The 19407-nt window shown below is 42.9% G+C and carries 15 protein-coding genes and 1 tRNA gene; 5 read left to right on the top strand and 11 right to left on the bottom strand.

Annotated features, from left to right (window positions below; translation table 11 throughout):
* Window positions 1-4: 4 nt before the first annotated feature.
* Window positions 5-1903 carry an LptF/LptG family permease gene (locus BQ7997_RS04345; protein WP_073343908.1) on the bottom strand — a complete coding sequence of 633 codons (1899 nt, stop codon included), beginning with the start codon at window positions 1901-1903 and terminating at the stop codon, window positions 5-7.
* A gap of 76 nt (window positions 1904-1979) precedes the next feature.
* Window positions 1980-2366 carry an START-like domain-containing protein gene (locus tag BQ7997_RS04340; RefSeq protein WP_073343905.1) on the bottom strand — a complete coding sequence of 129 codons (387 nt, stop codon included), beginning with the start codon at window positions 2364-2366 and terminating at the stop codon, window positions 1980-1982.
* Between the two features lie 224 nt (window positions 2367-2590).
* Between BQ7997_RS04340 and BQ7997_RS04335 the strand changes: the two genes are divergently transcribed.
* From BQ7997_RS04335 to BQ7997_RS26220, 4 genes are all read left to right on the top strand, one after another.
* A tRNA-Met gene (locus tag BQ7997_RS04335) sits at window positions 2591-2667 on the top strand.
* Window positions 2668-2825: 158 nt separating this feature from the next.
* Window positions 2826-3206 carry an ISAon1 family transposase N-terminal region protein gene (locus tag BQ7997_RS04330; protein WP_022136870.1) on the top strand — a complete coding sequence of 127 codons (381 nt, stop codon included), beginning with the start codon at window positions 2826-2828 and terminating at the stop codon, window positions 3204-3206.
* A 28-nt stretch (window positions 3207-3234) separates the two neighbouring features.
* Window positions 3235-3594, top strand: a complete 360-nt coding sequence (locus tag BQ7997_RS26225) for a transposase (protein ID WP_073343902.1) — start codon at window positions 3235-3237, stop codon at window positions 3592-3594.
* Window positions 3591-4070, top strand: a complete 480-nt coding sequence (locus BQ7997_RS26220; RefSeq protein WP_073343378.1) for a transposase — start codon at window positions 3591-3593, stop codon at window positions 4068-4070. Before BQ7997_RS26225 ends, BQ7997_RS26220 begins: the two co-directional genes overlap by 4 nt.
* A 117-nt stretch (window positions 4071-4187) precedes the next feature.
* Here BQ7997_RS26220 and guaA read toward each other — a convergent pair whose 3' ends face one another.
* From guaA to BQ7997_RS04280, 8 genes are all read right to left on the bottom strand, one after another.
* Window positions 4188-5495, bottom strand: coding sequence for a glutamine-hydrolyzing GMP synthase (gene guaA, locus BQ7997_RS04315; protein WP_073343899.1), 1308 nt, complete (start codon window positions 5493-5495; stop codon window positions 4188-4190).
* Between the two features lie 349 nt (window positions 5496-5844).
* Window positions 5845-7383 (bottom strand): BACON domain-containing protein, encoded by a 1539-nt coding sequence (locus BQ7997_RS04310; RefSeq protein WP_073343897.1) that lies wholly within the window; start codon window positions 7381-7383, stop codon window positions 5845-5847.
* Between the two features lie 13 nt (window positions 7384-7396).
* The gene (locus tag BQ7997_RS04305) at window positions 7397-8266 is read right to left on the bottom strand and encodes a Calx-beta domain-containing protein (RefSeq protein WP_073343894.1); all 870 of its coding nucleotides are present in this window, start codon (window positions 8264-8266) and stop codon (window positions 7397-7399) included.
* A 29-nt stretch (window positions 8267-8295) separates the two neighbouring features.
* Complete coding sequence (locus BQ7997_RS04300) at window positions 8296-9762, bottom strand: DUF4302 domain-containing protein (protein ID WP_159436743.1); 1467 nt, start codon at window positions 9760-9762, stop codon at window positions 8296-8298.
* A gap of 13 nt (window positions 9763-9775) precedes the next feature.
* On the bottom strand, window positions 9776-10717 hold the full coding sequence (locus tag BQ7997_RS04295; RefSeq protein WP_159436742.1) for a substrate import-associated zinc metallohydrolase lipoprotein: 942 nt from the start codon (window positions 10715-10717) through the stop codon (window positions 9776-9778).
* Window positions 10718-10724: 7 nt separating this feature from the next.
* Entirely contained in the window at window positions 10725-12221 is a 1497-nt protein-coding gene (locus tag BQ7997_RS04290) for a RagB/SusD family nutrient uptake outer membrane protein (RefSeq protein ID WP_022139943.1), read from the bottom strand.
* 11 nt (window positions 12222-12232) lie between these two features.
* The gene (locus BQ7997_RS04285; protein WP_073344766.1) at window positions 12233-15817 is read right to left on the bottom strand and encodes a SusC/RagA family TonB-linked outer membrane protein; all 3585 of its coding nucleotides are present in this window, start codon (window positions 15815-15817) and stop codon (window positions 12233-12235) included.
* 201 nt (window positions 15818-16018) lie between these two features.
* Complete coding sequence (locus BQ7997_RS04280) at window positions 16019-17200, bottom strand: FecR domain-containing protein (RefSeq protein ID WP_073343885.1); 1182 nt, start codon at window positions 17198-17200, stop codon at window positions 16019-16021.
* 200 nt (window positions 17201-17400) lie between these two features.
* Between BQ7997_RS04280 and BQ7997_RS04275 the strand changes: the two genes are divergently transcribed.
* Window positions 17401-17943, top strand: a complete 543-nt coding sequence (locus tag BQ7997_RS04275) for an RNA polymerase sigma factor (protein WP_073343882.1) — start codon at window positions 17401-17403, stop codon at window positions 17941-17943.
* Between the two features lie 23 nt (window positions 17944-17966).
* Here the strand turns inward: BQ7997_RS04275 and BQ7997_RS04270 are convergent, their stop codons facing one another.
* A complete protein-coding gene (locus tag BQ7997_RS04270) occupies window positions 17967-19406 on the bottom strand; it encodes a sensor histidine kinase (protein ID WP_022139938.1) in 1440 nt (479 codons plus the stop codon).
* Between the last annotated feature and the right edge of the window lies 1 nt (window position 19407).

Below are 19407 nucleotides of genomic sequence, written 5' to 3'. Positions count from 1 at the left end.
TCAATTATTTATTAATTTTCTGTATGATGAATTGAACTTGTTCGTTATTCTTTATAATCCGTTCCATGTCTTTCGCCAGACGAATACGGAACGCCCAAATGCGGAAATAGAAAAACAATCCCACGGGGAAAATCACCCCGGCTACCAGATTCAGCCAATAAATATGGAACGGTCGTATATGAGCAGAAACGGGAATGACTGGATAATTGTTTAATGCTCCTATCAAAGTAGCCGACTTGGTATTGGACATTTCTTCCACCAATGCTTCCAGCCTGTCATTGATAGCCATTACTTCATCATCCTTCTCACCTGCCATCCATAACTTGAAGTAATTGGGCGCTTTCGTCAACTGATTGCGGGTAACATATGCCTGACATTCCGCCGTAAGCTGTTCCAATTCTCCCGGTATGCGTCCATAGTCCGGGTCATGAATGATAACCTCTTTCTTGAACAAATGACGCACGCTACGGATTCCGGCAACCTTCTTAAACCAGTTAATATACGCATCGGCATTCAGCACCACAGAGTCCTTGTTCGATTTGTAAGTAAGGAAGATGCCCAACGGAGCGAGAACCGCACTACTTGTCCACATTCCCATCCACACAATCCATTTACCGTCACGCGCCATCTTATAACCCGTGTTATCAATGATATAATAAATGATAAACACCAGTACCGATACGATTACCGGCATACCCAGACCACCTTTGCGGATAATACCGCCTAAGGGTGCTCCGATAAAGAAGAATAGCAGACAAGAAAGGGAAATGGTAATCTTCTTATGCCATTCCGTCTTATGCTTCCGGATGGCATAGTCATTATTCTCCATTGTGAATTTCTTGAAACTAAGGTCACTGGACACATTCTCGGCACGACTGGTGGCAGAAGATAACACCTTTTGTTTCTGGGTCAGAGATGCGGCGGCATAAAGGCTGTCCACATTATACTCCTGTATATTCGCATTCTCGATTTTGACCGTATCTTCTTTGCTCAATCCATAAGATGGGCGGAAATTCCCTTCGGCCACTTCCCGGTAATACTGCCTTCCGATGCTGTCTCCCAGCACTTTCATCGAGTCGATGGAAGCCTGCAACATCGTCATATTCTTGGCACTGGACTGATTGCTCATGATACTTTCGTCCGCCATATTAAAGTCTGAGTCAAATTCAATCAATGTATGTTTCTCCCTGAATGATTCACGCCGATAGGGTACATTCTGCGATTTCATACTCTGTGCTTTCAGATTCTCAAACAAGTCGCCGCTATACAGATGCAACCAAAGATGCTGTTTGTCAGCCGTCATTTCCATACGTCCTGAGTCCGCATAGATGATATGCGCATTTTCGAATCCGTCCTTCATATTATAAATCAGGACATCATAGAGCATACCTGTTTTCCGGTTTTTCCTGGCAACTTTCAGATTATAATCCTTTATCTCGGAATAGAATACGCCTTCGGGAATATCCAGTTCCGGGGATTTCTGTTTCATCGAAAGAATCAGGGTTCCCAGTTTAGCCTGGGCAATAGGGCCAACTACGTTTTGGAAATAGAATGAAACGCCGACCAGCCCGCATACAAAGAACGCAAGCGGACGCATGATTTTGAGCAGGGAGATACCCGCAGCCTTCATCGCAAGCAGTTCGTAACGCTCACCGAAGTTACCGAAAGTAATCAAAGAAGCCAGTAGCACTGCCAACGGCAACGATACTGGCACTAATGTCAATGCGGAATAAAAGAAGAATTGAGCCATTACGCTCATCTCCAATCCTTTTCCGACCAATTCGTCTACATATCTCCACAAGAACTGCATCATAAAGATGAACAGACAAATGAAGAATGTGCCTATAAAGAGCATGAAAAAGCTCTTTACAATGAATATATCTAATTTCTTTATGCGTAGCATCTTAATAGGTTCGTGCATTTAAGACGCAAAATTAGCACAAAAAAAGGAGCATCGAAAATTTTTAGTTGAAAGTTAACTAAAAACCGCAAGTTCTTCTTAATTTAGTTACCTGTGACTCCCATAATTCTTTCATATCAGCCACTTCATCCGGCTCTGCGAAATCGGTAATTTCTAATACATAGTCACTTGTCAACTCATTATACGTCATTTTGATTTCGAAGTAATCGCGTTCGTTTTCATCATCCTGCCAACGGAAACGGATGAAAGAGAAAGCACGGATGGCTATAATCTCAGCTACCCTCTGTTCAGTTTTCCCCCAATGGAATTCTACTATCTTATCATCGGATATCACTTTGTCAGCAAACCAGTCCTCCAACCCGGTAGGTGTACTAATAGCTCCCCAAAGAATATTTTTAGAGGTTGCGTTCAATAAATATTCCAAATGAATCTTTTCCTTTTTCATAGCAATTTCGAATTGTTTTTACGTGTGCCAAGATAAATACTTTTTTCTGAATACACCGCATAAATCAGACACTTTATTTAATTATTCTTTCACTATCGGGTCTCAAACTCCCTGTTTATAGGGAAAATTAAAACCTTTCCTAAAGAAAAAAACAAAAAAAATACAGAATTGTTTTGGAGATTATAAAAAAACATCTATCTTTGCACCCGCAATCGAGAAACGATGGCGGGATAGCTCAGCTGGTTAGAGCGCATGATTCATAATCATGAGGTCCCCGGTTCAATCCCGGGTCCCGCTACCAAGTCGAAAGACTTACAGATAAGACGTTTGGAGGGCTTCCACCTCTGGGCGTTTTTCTTTTTATATACCTTCGGTTTGCGCTATGGTTTGCGCTAGCGTCAAATTCAAGGCTCAGTCTGAAAATTTGGGGGATTTGGTTAAAATATCTACTTTTGCATCATGAAAACTCCTTCTCAATCCATAGCTTTAATTGATGCCCTAAGTTTGTTCTTACCTTCGGGCTTACTTGATTATTTTACGCTTGTTGACAGTATCTCTCAAGATACCTGTTTTATCCTTTATTTGGAAGAGAAAGCTGTTATCCCTGATGAATATTCCGACCTTCATCTTCATTCCAAAGGCTTCTTTCCCGAGATTGAAGTACAAGATTTCCCTATCCGTGGAAAAGCAGTTTATTTGCGTATCAAACGTCGTCGTTGGGAAGAGCCTACAACAGGACAGACCTATAGTCGTGACTGGACTTTGGTAGCCTCCGGCACTCGCATTACAGCAGAGTTCGGAGCATTTTTAAAAGAATTACTTAGACAATCATGCCGTTAGCTGCCAAAGCGTAGCTGAACATTATTGTATGGATGGTAAACAGCTTCAGAGTCAATACAAAGAACATTTAAGTGATTATAAAGACTGGGAACAAAAAGAGCATGCCCAAGATTATATTCTTTATCCCAAGAATGTCGGCTATCGTCTTTGTATAGACGAGACAGCCCTAAGCAAGGGAGAGCTTTACACAATTATTATCAATAAGGACAAACATGGAAGAAAAGGTTCTATTGTGGCAGTCATTAAGGGGACTAAAGCGGAAGACGTTATAGCTGTACTGATGTTGATTCCGGAAGATATACGCCGGCAAGTCAAGGAAATCACTTTGGACATGGCCGCAAGCATGTATAAAATCGCCAGAAAATCAAGGAAGAAAACAAGCGGATGAAAGAAGCACGAAAGAGAGGAATTGATTATGAACCGGAAGTATTTGAGAATGGGGATACAATCAAACAACTCCTGGCCAGAAGTAGATATCTTCTTTTTAAATCACCTGATAAATGGACCAAAAGTCAGAAGATTAGAGCAGAAATTTTATTTAAACAGTTTGAGGATATCAAGCATGTATACTACTATTCACTCCAGTTAGGAAAGATATTTTCGGCTACTTATGACAAGGATGTGGCAAGAGCCAAACTCGCGTTATGGTACAATAAAATAGAAGAATATGGATATGACACATTTTCCACTGTGGCTAATTCCATTGAAAACCATTATGAAAGAATATTGAACTTCTTTGTGAACAGAAGTACGAATGCGGAGGCAGAAGCATTTAATGCCAAAATAAAGGCATTTAGAGCATCATTTAGAGGGGTAGTAGACAGAAAGTTTTTCCTATTTAGGTTAGCCAAAGTATATGCATGAGGGAATTAACACTAGTTAATCCCCCAAGATTTACAACTGAGCCAAATTCAATGTAACAAAAAGCCCCCGAAAGTTATCTATCCCGACACTTTCGAGGGCTTTTCTTATTCTATTCTTTTATTCCCATTCTATAGTCGCATTGGGTTTCGGCGACATATCATAACAAACACGATTCACATTCTTCACTTCTTTCAGAATACGGTCTGTAATTTTCATTAGGATGGGCCAATCAATCGGTTCAATGGTAGCTGTCATGGCATCTACCGTATTGACAGCACGAATAATAACAGGCCAGTCAAAAGAGCGGGCATTATCACGTACACCGACAGATTTGAAATCTGGCACTACCGTGAAGTACTGCCATACCTTCTTATCCAATCCGGCAATCTGAAATTCTTCACGCAGGATAGCGTCTGATTCACGTACAGCTTCCAAACGGTCGCGTGTGATAGCACCCAGACAACGCACACCTAAACCGGGACCGGGGAAAGGCTGGCGGTAAACCATCTCATAAGGCAAGCCCAACTCCAAACCACAGGCACGGACTTCATCCTTGAACAGTTGACGTAAAGGTTCTACAAGTTCGAATTTAAGGTCTTCGGGCAGACCGCCTACATTATGATGGGATTTCACCATTTTGGCAGTCTTTGTTCCACTTTCTACAATATCCGGATAAATAGTACCCTGAGCCAAGAAGTCGATACCATCCAGTTTGCGTGCTTCTTCTTCAAATACACGGATAAATTCACCACCGATGATTTTACGTTTTTGTTCGGGATCTTCCACGCCTGCCAGTTTATTCAGGAAACGGTCGGTGACGTCTACATAAATAAGATTTGCCTTCAACTGATTTTTGAACACTTCAACCACATCTTCAGACTCCCCTTTACGCATCAAGCCATGATTTACGTGTACACATACTAAATTGTCACCGATTGCCTTCAAAAGCAAAGCAGCTACCACAGAGCTATCCACTCCACCGGACAGAGCCAACAGCACTTTCTTATCACCTACCTGACGCTTAACCAGTTCTATCTGGTCGTTCACAAAGTTCGTCATGTTCCAGTTGGCTTCAGCTTTGCAAGTATCGAAGACGAAAGATTTCACAGCATTCTTAATAGCTTCAATATCGTCTGTAAATTCTGCCAGTTTCACTGCACACGTTGCTTTATCGTGACCGGCTGCCATGACAGGGATCCCCATTGTATAAATACCCGGATTTACATCAATGCCAACACCGTCAATCACATTATTCGGTCCGCCATTGATTATAATACCCTTTACATTGGGCAATGCTTTCAGTTCTTCCACTGTGATATCGTGAGGATAAATCTCACTATACACTCCTAACGCACGGATGGCGCGAGCCAATACCGTATTCTCATGACTACCCAAGTCAAGGATAACAATCATGTCCTGTTTCATCTGATTCTTTTTAATTATGTTATTGTCAATAGTTCGACTTTAGTTCCAACTTGTCCGCAAATATAAATATTTTAAAAGAAGCTACAATGTCCGGCTTCCCTAAAGTTTCATTTTTAATTTAATACTAAGTTCTTTCTATCCTTCAGCATCGAACCCGGCATCATTACTCCGCATACTAACATCTACAAATCAACACATTACAGTTCTCTACCATTTCCAAGTAAAGAAACGACAGTTTCCCGGCATAGATACTGTCGTTTCTCAATAAGGGAACGCCCGTATCTCTACGAGGAAACTGTAGTTTCTTTATAGGGAAACGGGCGTGTCAATTACTCATTCATATTTTGTCCTAGTTAGGACAATCGACCAAATTATAATCGGTCTTTGCATCACCATATACAGCACGTTGCGGATTGATATACAGTGATAGCTTCCAACCACCGAAGCGGGCAGGAACACAAGTGTTCGGATCGAAATTGTTATACTTCATCTTCAAAGTCGACAATTTGGGTAATAAAGAGAATACAGGTGGAAATTCTCCCGTGAAACGATTAAATTCCATTTCTATCCAAGTCAACTTTTGCAGGTTCGGAATATCCGGGAACTCTCCGCTGAACTGATTTGAAGTGATATAAAGATGCGTCAAGTTTGTCAGACGGTTGATGCTGGCAGGAAGCGGCCCTGAAAGTTTATTCCGTTGCAACTTGATTTTGATGATTTCCGTCAGCCAACCGATTTCATTAGGCAGACTTCCTTCCATATTATAATCCAACAAACTCAAATCCACCACACGAAGTTCACCGTCAACCGTATCAAAAAAGACTCCCGGCCAATTCGAATCAGACAATGGCAGTTCCGGTTTCCAGGTATATTTCCAGTTTTCTCCTTTGGTAGCCTGATAAATAGCAACTAATGCCAAGCTGTCTTTCAGTCGTCCATCAGGAATATTCTTCTGCTCTATGGTCAGTACATCTGTTTTATCGGTTTGTACAAGTGACCTTACAGTCAACAGAGCCGTGCGTTCCGTACCAGTGGCAGATACTTTTACAAATACATTCGCATTACCCTCATATTCTGTTTTTTCCAGCTCAACCCATCCCGGCGCGTCTTCAATCTTCCACTTTCCGTCTCCGTTGACAGAGAATATGAATTGTGATTCCGCACCATCAAGCATGATTTTTTTATTTGTAGGCGATATTATCTCCAACTTCAACGGACGAGCGGATTGTGTAAGCAGAATACTGTCTTTCAGTGTCGGGAACTCAACTGACTGGACATAGATATACATCGAACGGGGAACAACTGTTTCATTCTCAGTCACAATCAACGAACCGCTTCCCGATGTTTCACCTTTCTTCGTCATTACCGTACTCCATCCGTCTGCTACCTTGGTAAATGCACGCCAAGCGGTAGGACTGTTCACTTCAAACTTTACTTCGGCAAAAGATTCACCGGACAAAGGTGCTTTCAGGTCATCCGACTCAATCTTTATTTTATACCCTTCGGGGATAAAGCTGACAGCACATTGTTGTCTGACGGTCAATGTATCCAATCTCTCCTCGCCAATCGTATTACAAACTACAATCTTGCCAATACGTGTATCCCCCTTATTCTCAGGCATGGAAAAATAAATCGTATCATTATATTCTCCGGCGGTCGTGTTGCACGTCAGCCATTCGGACAGACTCTCCGCTTTCCAACGCGCGTTGGAACGAAGCAGAGCATAACCGGTTTGAGCTTCCGGGGTAAAGTTTCCCTCATTTTCAGCGTCGGCACTTATCTCTACCAAAGGGGCGTCCGCTCCAAAAAGATATTCACTTTGTTCATGGCACGCCACCAATAGAATAGCGAAAGCCGCTGATGCTAATCTTAGAATCTTATATCTCATATTTCTGAATTCGTTAGTGGTTTACTTTCTCGAGAATTATATTTTTCAAGGCATAATAAATACTCAGGTCATCCTTATCATCTATAAAAATACCTGCAAGTCCTCCGCCCATAATAAGTAACCGGTTATCCTTCTTTTCTATCTTTATAGGATCTTCAGTGAAATAACCTTCAGTTGTCAAGCCGACAGCGAACGCTTCTCCATCACCGTAATTGCCGATTTTCAATTGGCTGGGAATCGCCATGTTTCCACTATTGTCAACAGTGAAATACAAATCACCTCCCATCGTAAGAGGTAACACTTTATCTCCATTGACCAAAACCATATTTCTCATGTAATACTTATTGCTATCATCCAAGTCCTGCACTATTTCTACTCCACCCGGAGTAGAAGACAATTTAGTTCCCTCTACAAAATCCTGTGCTGTAAGTGTGTAATGCCCTGCCATGGTAACCTTCTCCACATCATCACTAATGATATAAACTTTTATACTGGAAATACCAGATTTTACTTCCGGGGTTTCAGCTTTCAGATTAACAGTAAAGGTTTTGACGACATCTGTTATCTCTTCGTTATCCATGATTCTGACTTTCAACGTAGTCTGCCCGCATACTTCAAAAGCTAATTGAGTATCAATCAGTTCATAGTCAACACCCGCTACGGCATCCCCGTCAGTTGCCGACACCTGAACCGATACTTGCAAGGGCATATCCATATTAGCGCCCGACAAGACTACGGGAATCTCAAGTATGCCGGTATTTTCGCCCACATCAATCTTGCTCTTCTGAAAACCGACACTGAGCTTTGAATACTCCACCTGTTCCGATTCGCTACAGGCAAACAGGAACATCAATATCCACAAATTATATATTATATACTTCATATTTTATCTTTTTTACTGATGTGCCACATTTATCTATCTACATCTGTCTGCGTATACGGATAGAGAGTGAAGAAACTTCCCACTACATCTTCCTCGTCAACGACTTTCACGGTTGGATTGTTAGTATCCAGACCTTGCGCATACAATCCCCATCCCCGCTCGTTCAGCAATCTGTACAGCATAGGCAGAGCTGCTTTCGCTTTGTCTCTGGCATACCCGGCATCATCGGGGTAAGCATCCAGGAACGCTTGTTCAACAGAGCCTTTCAACGAAATAATCCACATTCTGTCAGCAGATGTTTCAAATGAAACAGGGATGCGCACAAAGGTAGGATTGTCGCCATACAAGTCCTTGCTCGAGTAACTTGGATCGGAGTCGGCATAGATGATAGTCAACTCTTCCGCATATTTGAATGGAATCTTACCCATATCCTTATCAATATTTTTAGCGAAGTAAATCACATTGAGGTGCTGTTCCATCGGTGCATATGGCGGTCGCAAGTCATCGAAGTACTTTTTGAGGTTGCGTCCTATCGGGTCACCGGTAGAGTGGTAGACTTCAATACCGAGATAAAGTTTGTCGAATATGCTGAAAGGAGTCCGCTGCACGGCCGGCACTTTGTCTGTATATACCACGCGGAGTTGCTGGTGGGTAGACTCTGTGACGGCAGTTCCATCCTGACTCACGTCAAATTGCCGTATATTCCCCACGCCTTTTATCTTCAATGGTGAAACGAGTGTAAAGCCGGTCGGAGTGATATAAAAAGGAAGAATCTGCATTTGGCTGCCCGCAATTTCCGTTGACATATAGAGTACTACTCTCGATTCCGCGTCGATAAGGAACAGGCTTTCCAACAACTCCCCTTTGTACTCCAAACGTTGATATTTACCTTTACTTTCGTTGTAGTTTATCGCTTTCTTCACGTCGGCTATGCCATTGAGAGTCCAGTCCGCTTCCGAAGCCGGTTCAAAAACAAAAGTCATTATCTCTTCCGGTTTCTTTCCTACTCCCATATTCGTCTTTCCTTTCATATAGAGCTTTCCATCCCGATAGGCATCAAATATAAACTGGGTTTCGGGACTGGCGTATTTATCGAAATACCCGTCACCGTCACTATCTACATAAAACTCATTCCAAGCCGAGAACTGCGAAAAAGACTCGAATACGAGTTCGGGAAACTGCGAGTAATCGACCCGATACGTTACGGGGTCTTCAATACTGACGCCACCTATATAATAATAGTCGACCGGATCACATTTCATCGTGACCTTGCCATCGGCATCAAAATCCATGAGAATCAGCCAGCGCCCCAGTTTGTCACTGGTTCCAAAATAGGTTTTCCAACCGTGAGACGCTTCAACCAATATATTTTTGTATTCTGCTTTCACAGCCGCGATTCTTTCTTCGGGAGTCTTGTCGAACACGCTGTCCACCTCGTTGTCCGAACAGGAGTAACAGCCTGCGGCAAGTAACAAAATACCCATTATATTTTTCATTGTATTCTTCATTTTACTTCATGTTTATTTCGTTCAACCTTTGTAAGATGATTTCTCTCAAGTGAGTAAGGTCTATCGAGAAGTTACTCACGTAATACTCTTTCACCAAAGCCAGTTTCTTGTCGATATTGGCTTTGCCTTCGTCCAGAAAAGTCCGTTTGGGGTCTGATGCGATATACGTTTCCTCAAATACGGCAGGTTCCGTCAATAAATAAAGCGACACGAACTCCGCAAAATCCTCAAATTCTGAGGAAGTTCCGTAAGGTGTGAGCATTCCTCTCTGAATCGCCATATTTTGGGCTACGGAATCTATCTCATGGGTGGTAGGAGAACTGATGCCCTTTTCTATCAGTTCGGCCTGCGCATTTGTATTTATATCTTTCCATGCCTGTCCGGTATAAGTATCCTCGGTGATTTTATTGAAACCGTTAGGCATCTTGTAGGTCTGATGGATGATGTGCGAAAATTCATGATGCATGGTATGCAACTGCTGAATCACCCATTCCCTGTTTGTCAGGTCGAAATAATTCAGTTCCGTAAGAGTAATGCGTACTCCGGCATCGGCATAACCCAGTGTACGTGTGCCGTCGGCATTTCGCAGTTCCGAGCCCACGCACACAATCTCCGGCGGGAAATGCTTGCGGATAAACTCGCCACTCGCCTTCGATTCAAGAATAAACGGTTCTATCCAGAAACGACGAATCATTTCTCCTGTCGGGATAAGCACTTTGCGCATAGCCGGCGCGACGATATAATTAATATCGACATATTTATCAATCCATTGCCAGCGAACGGTAGAGCCATATTTCTCCTGAAAGTTCTCCTGAAAATAAACATCGATTTCATCTGTCGATAATTCTTTCGATTCGGGGACATAGTTCGTACTTTCGTCATCGGAACACGACATAAAACAGCAGAGCGACAAACAACAAATATATAATATACTTCTTTTCATATGCATGTTAATTACGAATTACTAAATGAGCTTCCGGTTCGGAAATATTTTTTCTTTCATTAGGCTGCAAGTCGCCATAGATAATCGCCGATTCGGGAATCTGAATAACCTTCCTCGAATCATCGGGTTGCAAAATACGGGTGACACCCGCTATGTCAGTATGCGTGACGCTCAACTTATGACGACAAATATCAAACCACCTGAGTCCTTCTTCCACAAACTCACGGCGCTTCTCGTCGAGTACCATTTTAAGACGCAGTTCGTTTGCGGGTACTCCCGGATAGAATCGCTGGTAATTCTGATATAGAATAGGATAATCCACTGTTCCGGCATAAACGGCCTTCAAATATCTGCTGAACTGGCTTTCAAATTGCGACAACTTGGTTGTTCCCATCATTGCCCAGGCTTCGAGACGGTTGAAAAAGACTTCTTCACCTCTGAAAGCAACTTCGATGACGTAAGGATAACCCGAAGAGGACGTCAGGGAAGTCTTGCGTATCAGATCCCTTTGGAACTTGGGAAGAAATGAAGAAGTTCCGCCATAGCTGTAAGATACGGAGAAACGCAAATCTCTCTGCGACAACACCAGACTGTTATACACATCCTGATTGAAGCGGTAGCCCGCATACCCCTTATAGCCATAGAGTACATCTTTACGAATCAGTAACAAATTGGACGGCAAAGTAGCTGCCGTAAACTTTCGTCCCATCATTTCGGAAGTTGTGCCGGTATAGACTTGCGTGTAATCACGTATCATCTGCGGATTATAGTCGTTACCCAAAAGTTCGGTCGCATACTTTTCGACCTTTTCATAGTCTTTCTTGAAAAGGAAAAAACGCGAAGCGAAAGCCATCAATGCCGCACGGTTAAAGTGGTACTTTCCGGAGTTCTTATAGTATTGGTCGGATACGAGTTCGATGGCTTCGAGCAGGTCTTTCTCTACAAAGTCGTAAACTTCCTGCACGGAACTGCGTTCGTAGGTAGCCAACAGGTTTTCTTCCGGTTTCGTCATTATGACAATCCCTTTGTCAGACGCGGCTGTTGCAGGGTCGTAGCTCTTTGCAAAGGTACTGACCAACATAAAATGCGCGAAAGCACGACAGGCCAAAGCTTCCCCACGAATGGCGTCCTTATAGCCGGGATTGTTTTCTTTCACTTCTTCCAAAGCTTCCAGGGCTTGATTGGCATGCGCTATCGCTTTATAGTTGCCGCTCCAGTAGAACGAAGGAGTATCCTGCCCTTCCTGTTCCACGTCCTGCCAGTTGTATGCCTGTGTCATTTCAGAACGCTGTATATTTTTAGGGTCGGCCCCTACATTGTCGCTCATCCATTCCATGAAAACGCCGCTTCCTTCGGGATAAGCATTGGTGACGAGTTCCGCTATTGTCTCGTAGCTGTTCAGGCGCAATCGGTTATCGGGAGTTTCATCCAGAAAGGAGTCACACGAAGAAAGAGCCACCACAGCAGATAGTACGACCGCTATTTTTATATATAAATACTTCATGCGTTTATTATTTAAAAGGTTAAGTTTACTGTAAAAGTATACATCCGCGATACCGGTGAAGATACTCCGCCCGAAAGATAAAATTCGGGGTCGATGCCGTTCAGTTTGCTGTCAGAGTATAGAAGCCACAGATTGGTTGCCTGGAACGACAGGTTCACATTGTGTATGCAAGTGCCTGTGAGCCATTCTTTCGGGAATCGGTAACCGATGCTCAGGTCTTTGAGACGGATAAAATCACCTTTCGCCACTCTTTCGGTGCTCTTGTTATACATTTGATACGTATATTTTCCTTCGATACGGTCGTAAGTCCGTTTATCCAAAATGGCGGGAACGGAAGTCCGGTTCTCGTCGCCCGGCATAATCCAGCGGTTCTTCAGCTCTTTCGGGAAAGAGGAGAAGTCATCGTAGTACGGATAAAACTCATCGTCCAGACGGATGACATTACCGTACTTATAAACGAATCCGAAGGATAATGTCCAGTCTTTATAACGGAATGTGTTGGTCAGGCCACCATAACCTTTAGGTTCCAACGGGCCTTCATACTTCAGTATTTTATCGACATCGTTGCGCGACTGAAGATTCATATCATAAACGATTTCATTGTTTGCCCCGTAGAAAGTAGGGATACCTTCACCATCGAGCCCCGCAAAACGAACGGAGAATAATCCTCTTTGAGGATAACCCAACATAGCCGTACCGGTATTTGCAATGGCAGTGGACATTCTTGAGAAATTGTTTAATTTGGTAATCTTACTCTTATGGAAGTTGATGTTCAGGCTCGTTTTCCAGTCAAAGTCTTTCGTACTTACGTTAACTGAATTGATGGCAAATTCAAAACCGTAAGATTTCATATTGCCGATATTTCCGAGTTTGATGGACTGTCCGCCGATTCCGGCCGTATTGACATAATCAATCAAGTCGATGGATTTACGACGATAGTGTGCAAAGTCCATCATAATCCTATTGTTGAAAAGTCCGGCCTCGAAACCAAGGTTCAGCTCGTACATTTTCTCCCAAGTGAGGTCTTTGTTTTTAAGGCCTTCTATGACGTTGTACACTTCATTGTCGGAAGGACGCAACGTCTGTTTGGCATAAATAGCCAGTTCCGCGCTGGTAGAAGGCCCCATAATACCGTTATAACCATAAGAGATTTTAGGTTTCAGGGTATTCACCACTTCCGAAATTCCTTTCATAAAGGCTTCATCGTGCATATTCCATGCCGCGCTGACATTCCACGAAGGCAGGTAACGGGCTTCTCTCGAACTACCCAACTGGTTCGAGCCGTCATAGCGGAATCCGGCGTTTACAATATATTTGCCTTTGAAAGAATAAGCGGAATTGATGAATGAAGAGATTCTTCTGTCCCGTCCTTCAGCATAATCATAATAGACTTCCCCCTGTTCTTTCAGATAATAAGTCAGGTCGGGATGAGTCACAACGACACCGCCCTTATCCCATAGGTATCCCCAACCTTCGTTCAGTCTCATTTTTCTGTCCACCTTATTGATTTCAAATCCGGCAAAGAAATTCACGACATGATCCAAACCTAACTTCGGCGAGTAGTCCGCCGTTGCTCTGAAGTAAGTATGTCGTAAATCCGCTTCATTGGTATTGTAGAATCCGCCTTCGGGCAGGATGCTATACGGATTGGCGGTAGGCAAAGAAGGATTTTGGAACAGGAAACGATTGTTGTCAATGATAGCTTGTGAGTAGTCAGCCCTGTAAGCCTCGGCCTGGTTGGAGAACTCATGGATTTTATGTTCTCTCAATGTATTTGCCGAACGGTATTGGAAAGAGCCTTTCAGGGTCAGTACTTTCAGAGGTTTGTATTCCAAATCCATTTGTGTGGATATATCTTTCACTGTGAGGTCAACAAAGTTGTGACGAAGTTCATGCAAGATATTAAAATCGGCAAAGCTCCGGCGAAAGAACTCAAGATTCCCGTTTGAATCATACGCACGCATGCTACGACTGGTGTTGAGCGCATAGTTGAAAGGGTTGATGTCAAAGTCGCGGGTGAATTCTCCCGTAGAGGTGTCAAAATTACGGTCTTTCGTTCCCGGTACTCTCTGGTCACGGATATTGGCAGACAATTTCAAGCCTATATTCAGTTTGGGAGATACAGCGAAAGTACCGCGCAATGAAGCGGTATAGCGGTTCACCTTATCAGAGGAGACTGCCATTCCATTGTCGGTATAGTAACTCAGGGAAGCATAGAAAGTAGTCTTGTCACCACCACCGGATATGCTCAGTGAATGCTGATTGACCAGCGAATTATGAAACAAGGTATTGAACCAGTCTGTATTACTGTTGGCATAAGCCGACAGAAAATCTTCGTTCAAAGAACCATTCGGCCCCCAATTGATATTCTTCCTTGTTATTTCATCAAACATTTTCCCCATAGCACCGAAGTTTTCGCTGCGGGCCACCGTAGTAATATCAATCCAACCCTTACGTTCCAACTCCTTATAGATTGACATTTCATCATCGGAGTTCATAATGTTGAAATTACGGTAATCGGGTTTCTCTTTCAAGGCGATACTACCGGTATAGTTGATAGTCAACCGGTCTTTCTTGCCTTGTTTGGTAGTGATGACAATCACTCCATTCATAGCTTGCGCACCATACAGAGAAGTGGCGGATACGTCTTTCAGGATTTCGAAACTTTCAATATCTTCGGGATTCAGACCTGCCACGCCCGAACTCAATAACGTAGAAAGATTACCGGAGGTCAGTTCTTCCGCGCTCACGCTCATCAAGTCTTCCAGAATCACACCGTCCACTACCCACAGGGGCTTATTGGTTCCGTTGATAGAAGAGTTACCGCGGATAGTAAGTACGGGGCTTGCGCCGAAAGTGCTCGAAACATTAGTGATTTGCACACCTGCCACTTTTCCTTGCAGGGAGTTGGTTACATCGGGATTTCCCTTCAGGACAGTCTCGTCCGCATTGACTTTTGAAGCAGAACCGGTGAACATTTTGCGGTTTATCTTCTGATAGCCTGTGACTACCACGTCGCCAAGACTCACGGCATCATCCTTCATTACGATATTCATGACTTTCGTGCCAATCTTCCGCTCGATTGTTTCCAATCCGACATAAGAGATTATCACCTTATCATCCAGAGAGGCTTCAAAGCTGAAGTTTCCGTCAATATCAGTAATAGTCCCCTGCGTAGTTCCTTTTATCTTGATAGAAGCACCTATTACCGGCTCTTTATTCTCATCGACAATATTTCCCTGTATAAGAGTCGGGGTCTTTTTGCTTCTTACCTGTTTGGGAGTCAGTACGATAGTAAGATCCTGAATCCGGTAAGCAATATTCTGCGAAGGAAGCAAACTGTCCAGTACGGCAGTCAAAGCTTCATCCTTACATGAGAAACTGACCGGTTTTGACAAATTTATCAAGTCCTTCCTATACAGGAAAGTATAATGTGTTTGTCTCTCTATTGCCTTCAGGCAATTTTCAAAAGATACGTTCTCCAAATTCAAGGTTACCTTCCGGGCAGGTTGCTGCGCCGCTGTCCAAGGAGCATTGCAGAACAATAATAAGGTTATTATCAGATATTTCAAACCATAAGATATTTTATTGCTCATATTCATTTACAGTTTTATGATAGTGAGTTCATAGTGTTTATCGCACAAGAAATTGGTAAATTTCATAGAGATTTCAACCTGGGTGTTGTCCCTGCATTTGTTGGTGTTTCGATAGTAAATTTTCATAATGTATTATTTTTAGTGAATATTAGTCCCCGCCACACGATGTTTTATCGCATGGTAAAAAGATTGCTTATCTGTTTATTTACTGATTGTCAGCGTCTTTCCATTCTGTTTTATACGTATGAGCCCACAATCCTCTATCATTCGGATTATTTTATCCAAGTGCTCATATTGTTTGAAAGAACCGGTGAACGGCAATCGTTTCAGTTCCGGATTTTCGTAATAAATATCGACATCATACAAACGGCTCAATGTACTCAGTATTTCGTCAAGTTCCTTATCTTTAAAGACAAGGACTTCGTCTATCCATGATACATATTCGTAGGTGTCCACTTCTCTTACAGACAATTTATTATCTTCCACCCTGCATTGTTGTCCGGGAGCCAGGATAACTGATTCTTTCCCTAGAGAGTAGGCTATCTTTCCGCGAACCAACGTGGTCATAGGCACCTCATCCTCATAACAATGTATATTGAAAGCAGTTCCTAAAACACGGATATTTCCGGTAGGAGTTTCCACAATGAATGGTTGCGACTTGTTTTCGGTTACATCAAAAAAGAGTTCGCCTTTCGCCAATACCTTTCTTTCTTTTCCGTCAAAGTTGCTTGGGAAGGTGATTTCCGAATCTGCATTGAGCCAGACGAGAGTTCCGTCACTCAACTGCATCTTGAATCTTTTTCCCCGCAATATCTTCAATGTATTATATACTACTTCGGCAGGAGCGGTCTTCACTTGTGCATATTCCTCGATAGGCTGTTCGTCTATTCTTATAGTCCCGGATGACACGGACAACATCTTTTGAGAACTCTGCACCGGAATTTTCTCTCCACTGGCAGTTATAAGGAGTATGTCTGTCGAATCCGCCGGAACAGTATCCATTTGTTGAACGGGTACAACCGCCAGTCCCGAAGGAGAATGCGGCTCTCCGCCGTCATACATATATACAAATATGGCGGACGCGCATACAAAAGCTATCAATGCGGCTGCCGCAACATATCTATTCCAAACAATACGACGCACCGGTTTCGCAGGTTTCAGGCGCTGCATAAAGTTTGAATATGCTTCCTGAGCTTCTGCCATATCTTTTTCAATATCTACCGATGCCAGGAAATCCGGATTATTATATTTATCAAACAGTTCACGGTGGCGTGCCGACTCATCCAGCCAGTCTTCCAACTGCCTCTTTTCTTCCAAAGTTATTTCACCCGAAATACTTTTCCTGATTAATGTAGCGATATAAATAAGATGACGATTGTTCATTAATTAGTCTCCTTTCTATAAATAAAGACACATAAGAGAAAGAAAAGTGGCGCATTATTTCAAAAAAAAACGGTAACTTCTTTTTTTTTGAATAGAATCAAAATATTTTTTATGTATTTTGTCCAAAGTTGGATAATACTTATACCTTTGCAAAAAGAGAATGAACACTGTATGATATAACAGAAGGTTTTTACTTAAAAATGGCAAGACTTAACCCCGATGAAGTAATCATATCCCAAATAGCGACCGACTTCCCCGAAGGATTCCGGGCGCTTTTCATCACTTATTATAAGCCCTTATTACGTATTGCGGAGAAAATGATAGGAGTTGAATTTGCAGAGGATATCGTGCAAGACACTTTTCTCACCATTTGGAATAATAAACAGAGTTTTGACAATATCCTTTCTTTGAAATCATATCTATATACCAGTGTTCAAAATAAGTGCCTGAACGTAATACGTACTAATCAGCAGTTCGAAAAGTATAAAGTCGAGCAATCTGCCGCATTGGATGAGGAATATATCCTTGATGAAGAGGTTATCTCACAACTATACCAAAGCATAGACTTGCTGCCCGACCATTACAAAGAGGTAATGCTCAAGAGCATGGAAGGAGAATCCATTGCTAAAATAGCCCTGTCAATGGATACCACGGAAGATGCGATAAAGGCTTATAAACGGAGAGCCAAGCAGATTCTTAAAAAAGAATTGGGAGACAAAGCCTTTATCTTATTATTTCTATAAAGCCACCAACGACACGTCGTACCTTACGCTTTCAACCGTATCACAAACCGGCTTCCTCTCCCTAATTCGCTTTCCACCGTCAACGTACCGCCATGCGCTTCCACAAAATCCCTCGAAATAGACAGTCCTAGCCCGCTTCCCTGCACTTTCGTTCCGGGGACACGGAAATAACGGTCGAAGATACTTTTATGGTAGCGCGGGTCAATACCTTTGCCGAAGTCCTGAACATACAATTCAATAATATTATCTTCTTGTCTGGCACCGATGACTACATGACCGTTTTCTCTGGAATAGCGGATGGCATTGCTTAATAAGTTTGTCAACACCCAGGCAATCTTTTCGCTATCCACAAAGAGCTTTCCTATCTTCTCTTCAGGATATTCCACTTCGATTTGGATATTGAATTTATCCGCTTGCACCTGGTTGGCTTTAATGGCATACTCTATCAATTCAATCGGTTTCGTAATCTTAGGCATCAGTTGCAATTTTCCCGCTTCCACCTGAGTCATGTTCAGCAGCTCTCCGGTAATACTGAGCAAACGTTCGCTGTTCTCCTTGATACTCTTCGAGAGTTGTTCCTGTTCATCATTCAATGCGCCGACACGCTTGTCTTCCAATAGTTGAAGGCTCATCATAATAGCGGCAATCGGGGTTTTCAGTTCGTGGGAGATGGTAGAGATAAAGGTCGTTTTGGCAGAGTCCAGTTCCTTGAATTCCGTAATGTTCTTCAGCAAGATCACATCCCCCAATTTACGCGGCTCGTCCTTTTCGGCTTCTGTATTGATGATGGGGACATAAGATGCCTTGAAATAACTCTCTTTATTGTCAGCGTATATCTTCAAAGGTTCTTTTTGCTCGCCCGGCGTCACCAGTTCACGAATCAAACGGCGGAGAAGATCGTTCTTCAAGGCAAGTTCTTCCGCCGATTTACGGATTACATTCTCACGCTTCATATTCAGTACATTCAGTGCTTCCTCGTTGATAAACAGGATTTCGCGCTCCATATTCAAACCGATAACGGGGTCGTCTATACTGTTCACAATCGCTTCTATGAATTTCTTTGCCGAAAGGATGTCCGACAAAGTACTGGCACGGTATTCAGTCAAACGTTCCGCCATCCGGTTGAAACTATCGGCCACTTCACGGAATTCCTCATTATCACTCATATCCAGACGCTTCTCATAATTATGACCGGCTATTTCGAGGATTCCCTCTTTCAGTTCCTTTATCGGTTTGCTGATACTTCGGGGAAGCCAATAAAGCAATACCAGTCCGGTCAGGATACAGATACCGCCGGTAATGGAAATCCACAGCAACGCACGTTCCAGTCCGGGCATGGCGGCAGGGCTGTCCGGTTCAGTAGCCGTCAGGATTTGAAGATTCACTACTGAAAGCGTTACCAATAAAATAATCATTCCCGCCAGCATCCCGATGCCAAGAATCAGTTTCGTTTTAATATTCATA

The sequence above is a fragment of the Bacteroides congonensis genome (assembly GCF_900130125.1).
In the GTDB taxonomy this organism is placed as follows: Bacteria; Bacteroidota; Bacteroidia; order Bacteroidales; family Bacteroidaceae; genus Bacteroides; species Bacteroides congonensis.
The sequence above is the reverse complement of the archived record's forward strand: the minus strand, read 5'-3'. Positions and strand labels throughout refer to the sequence as shown.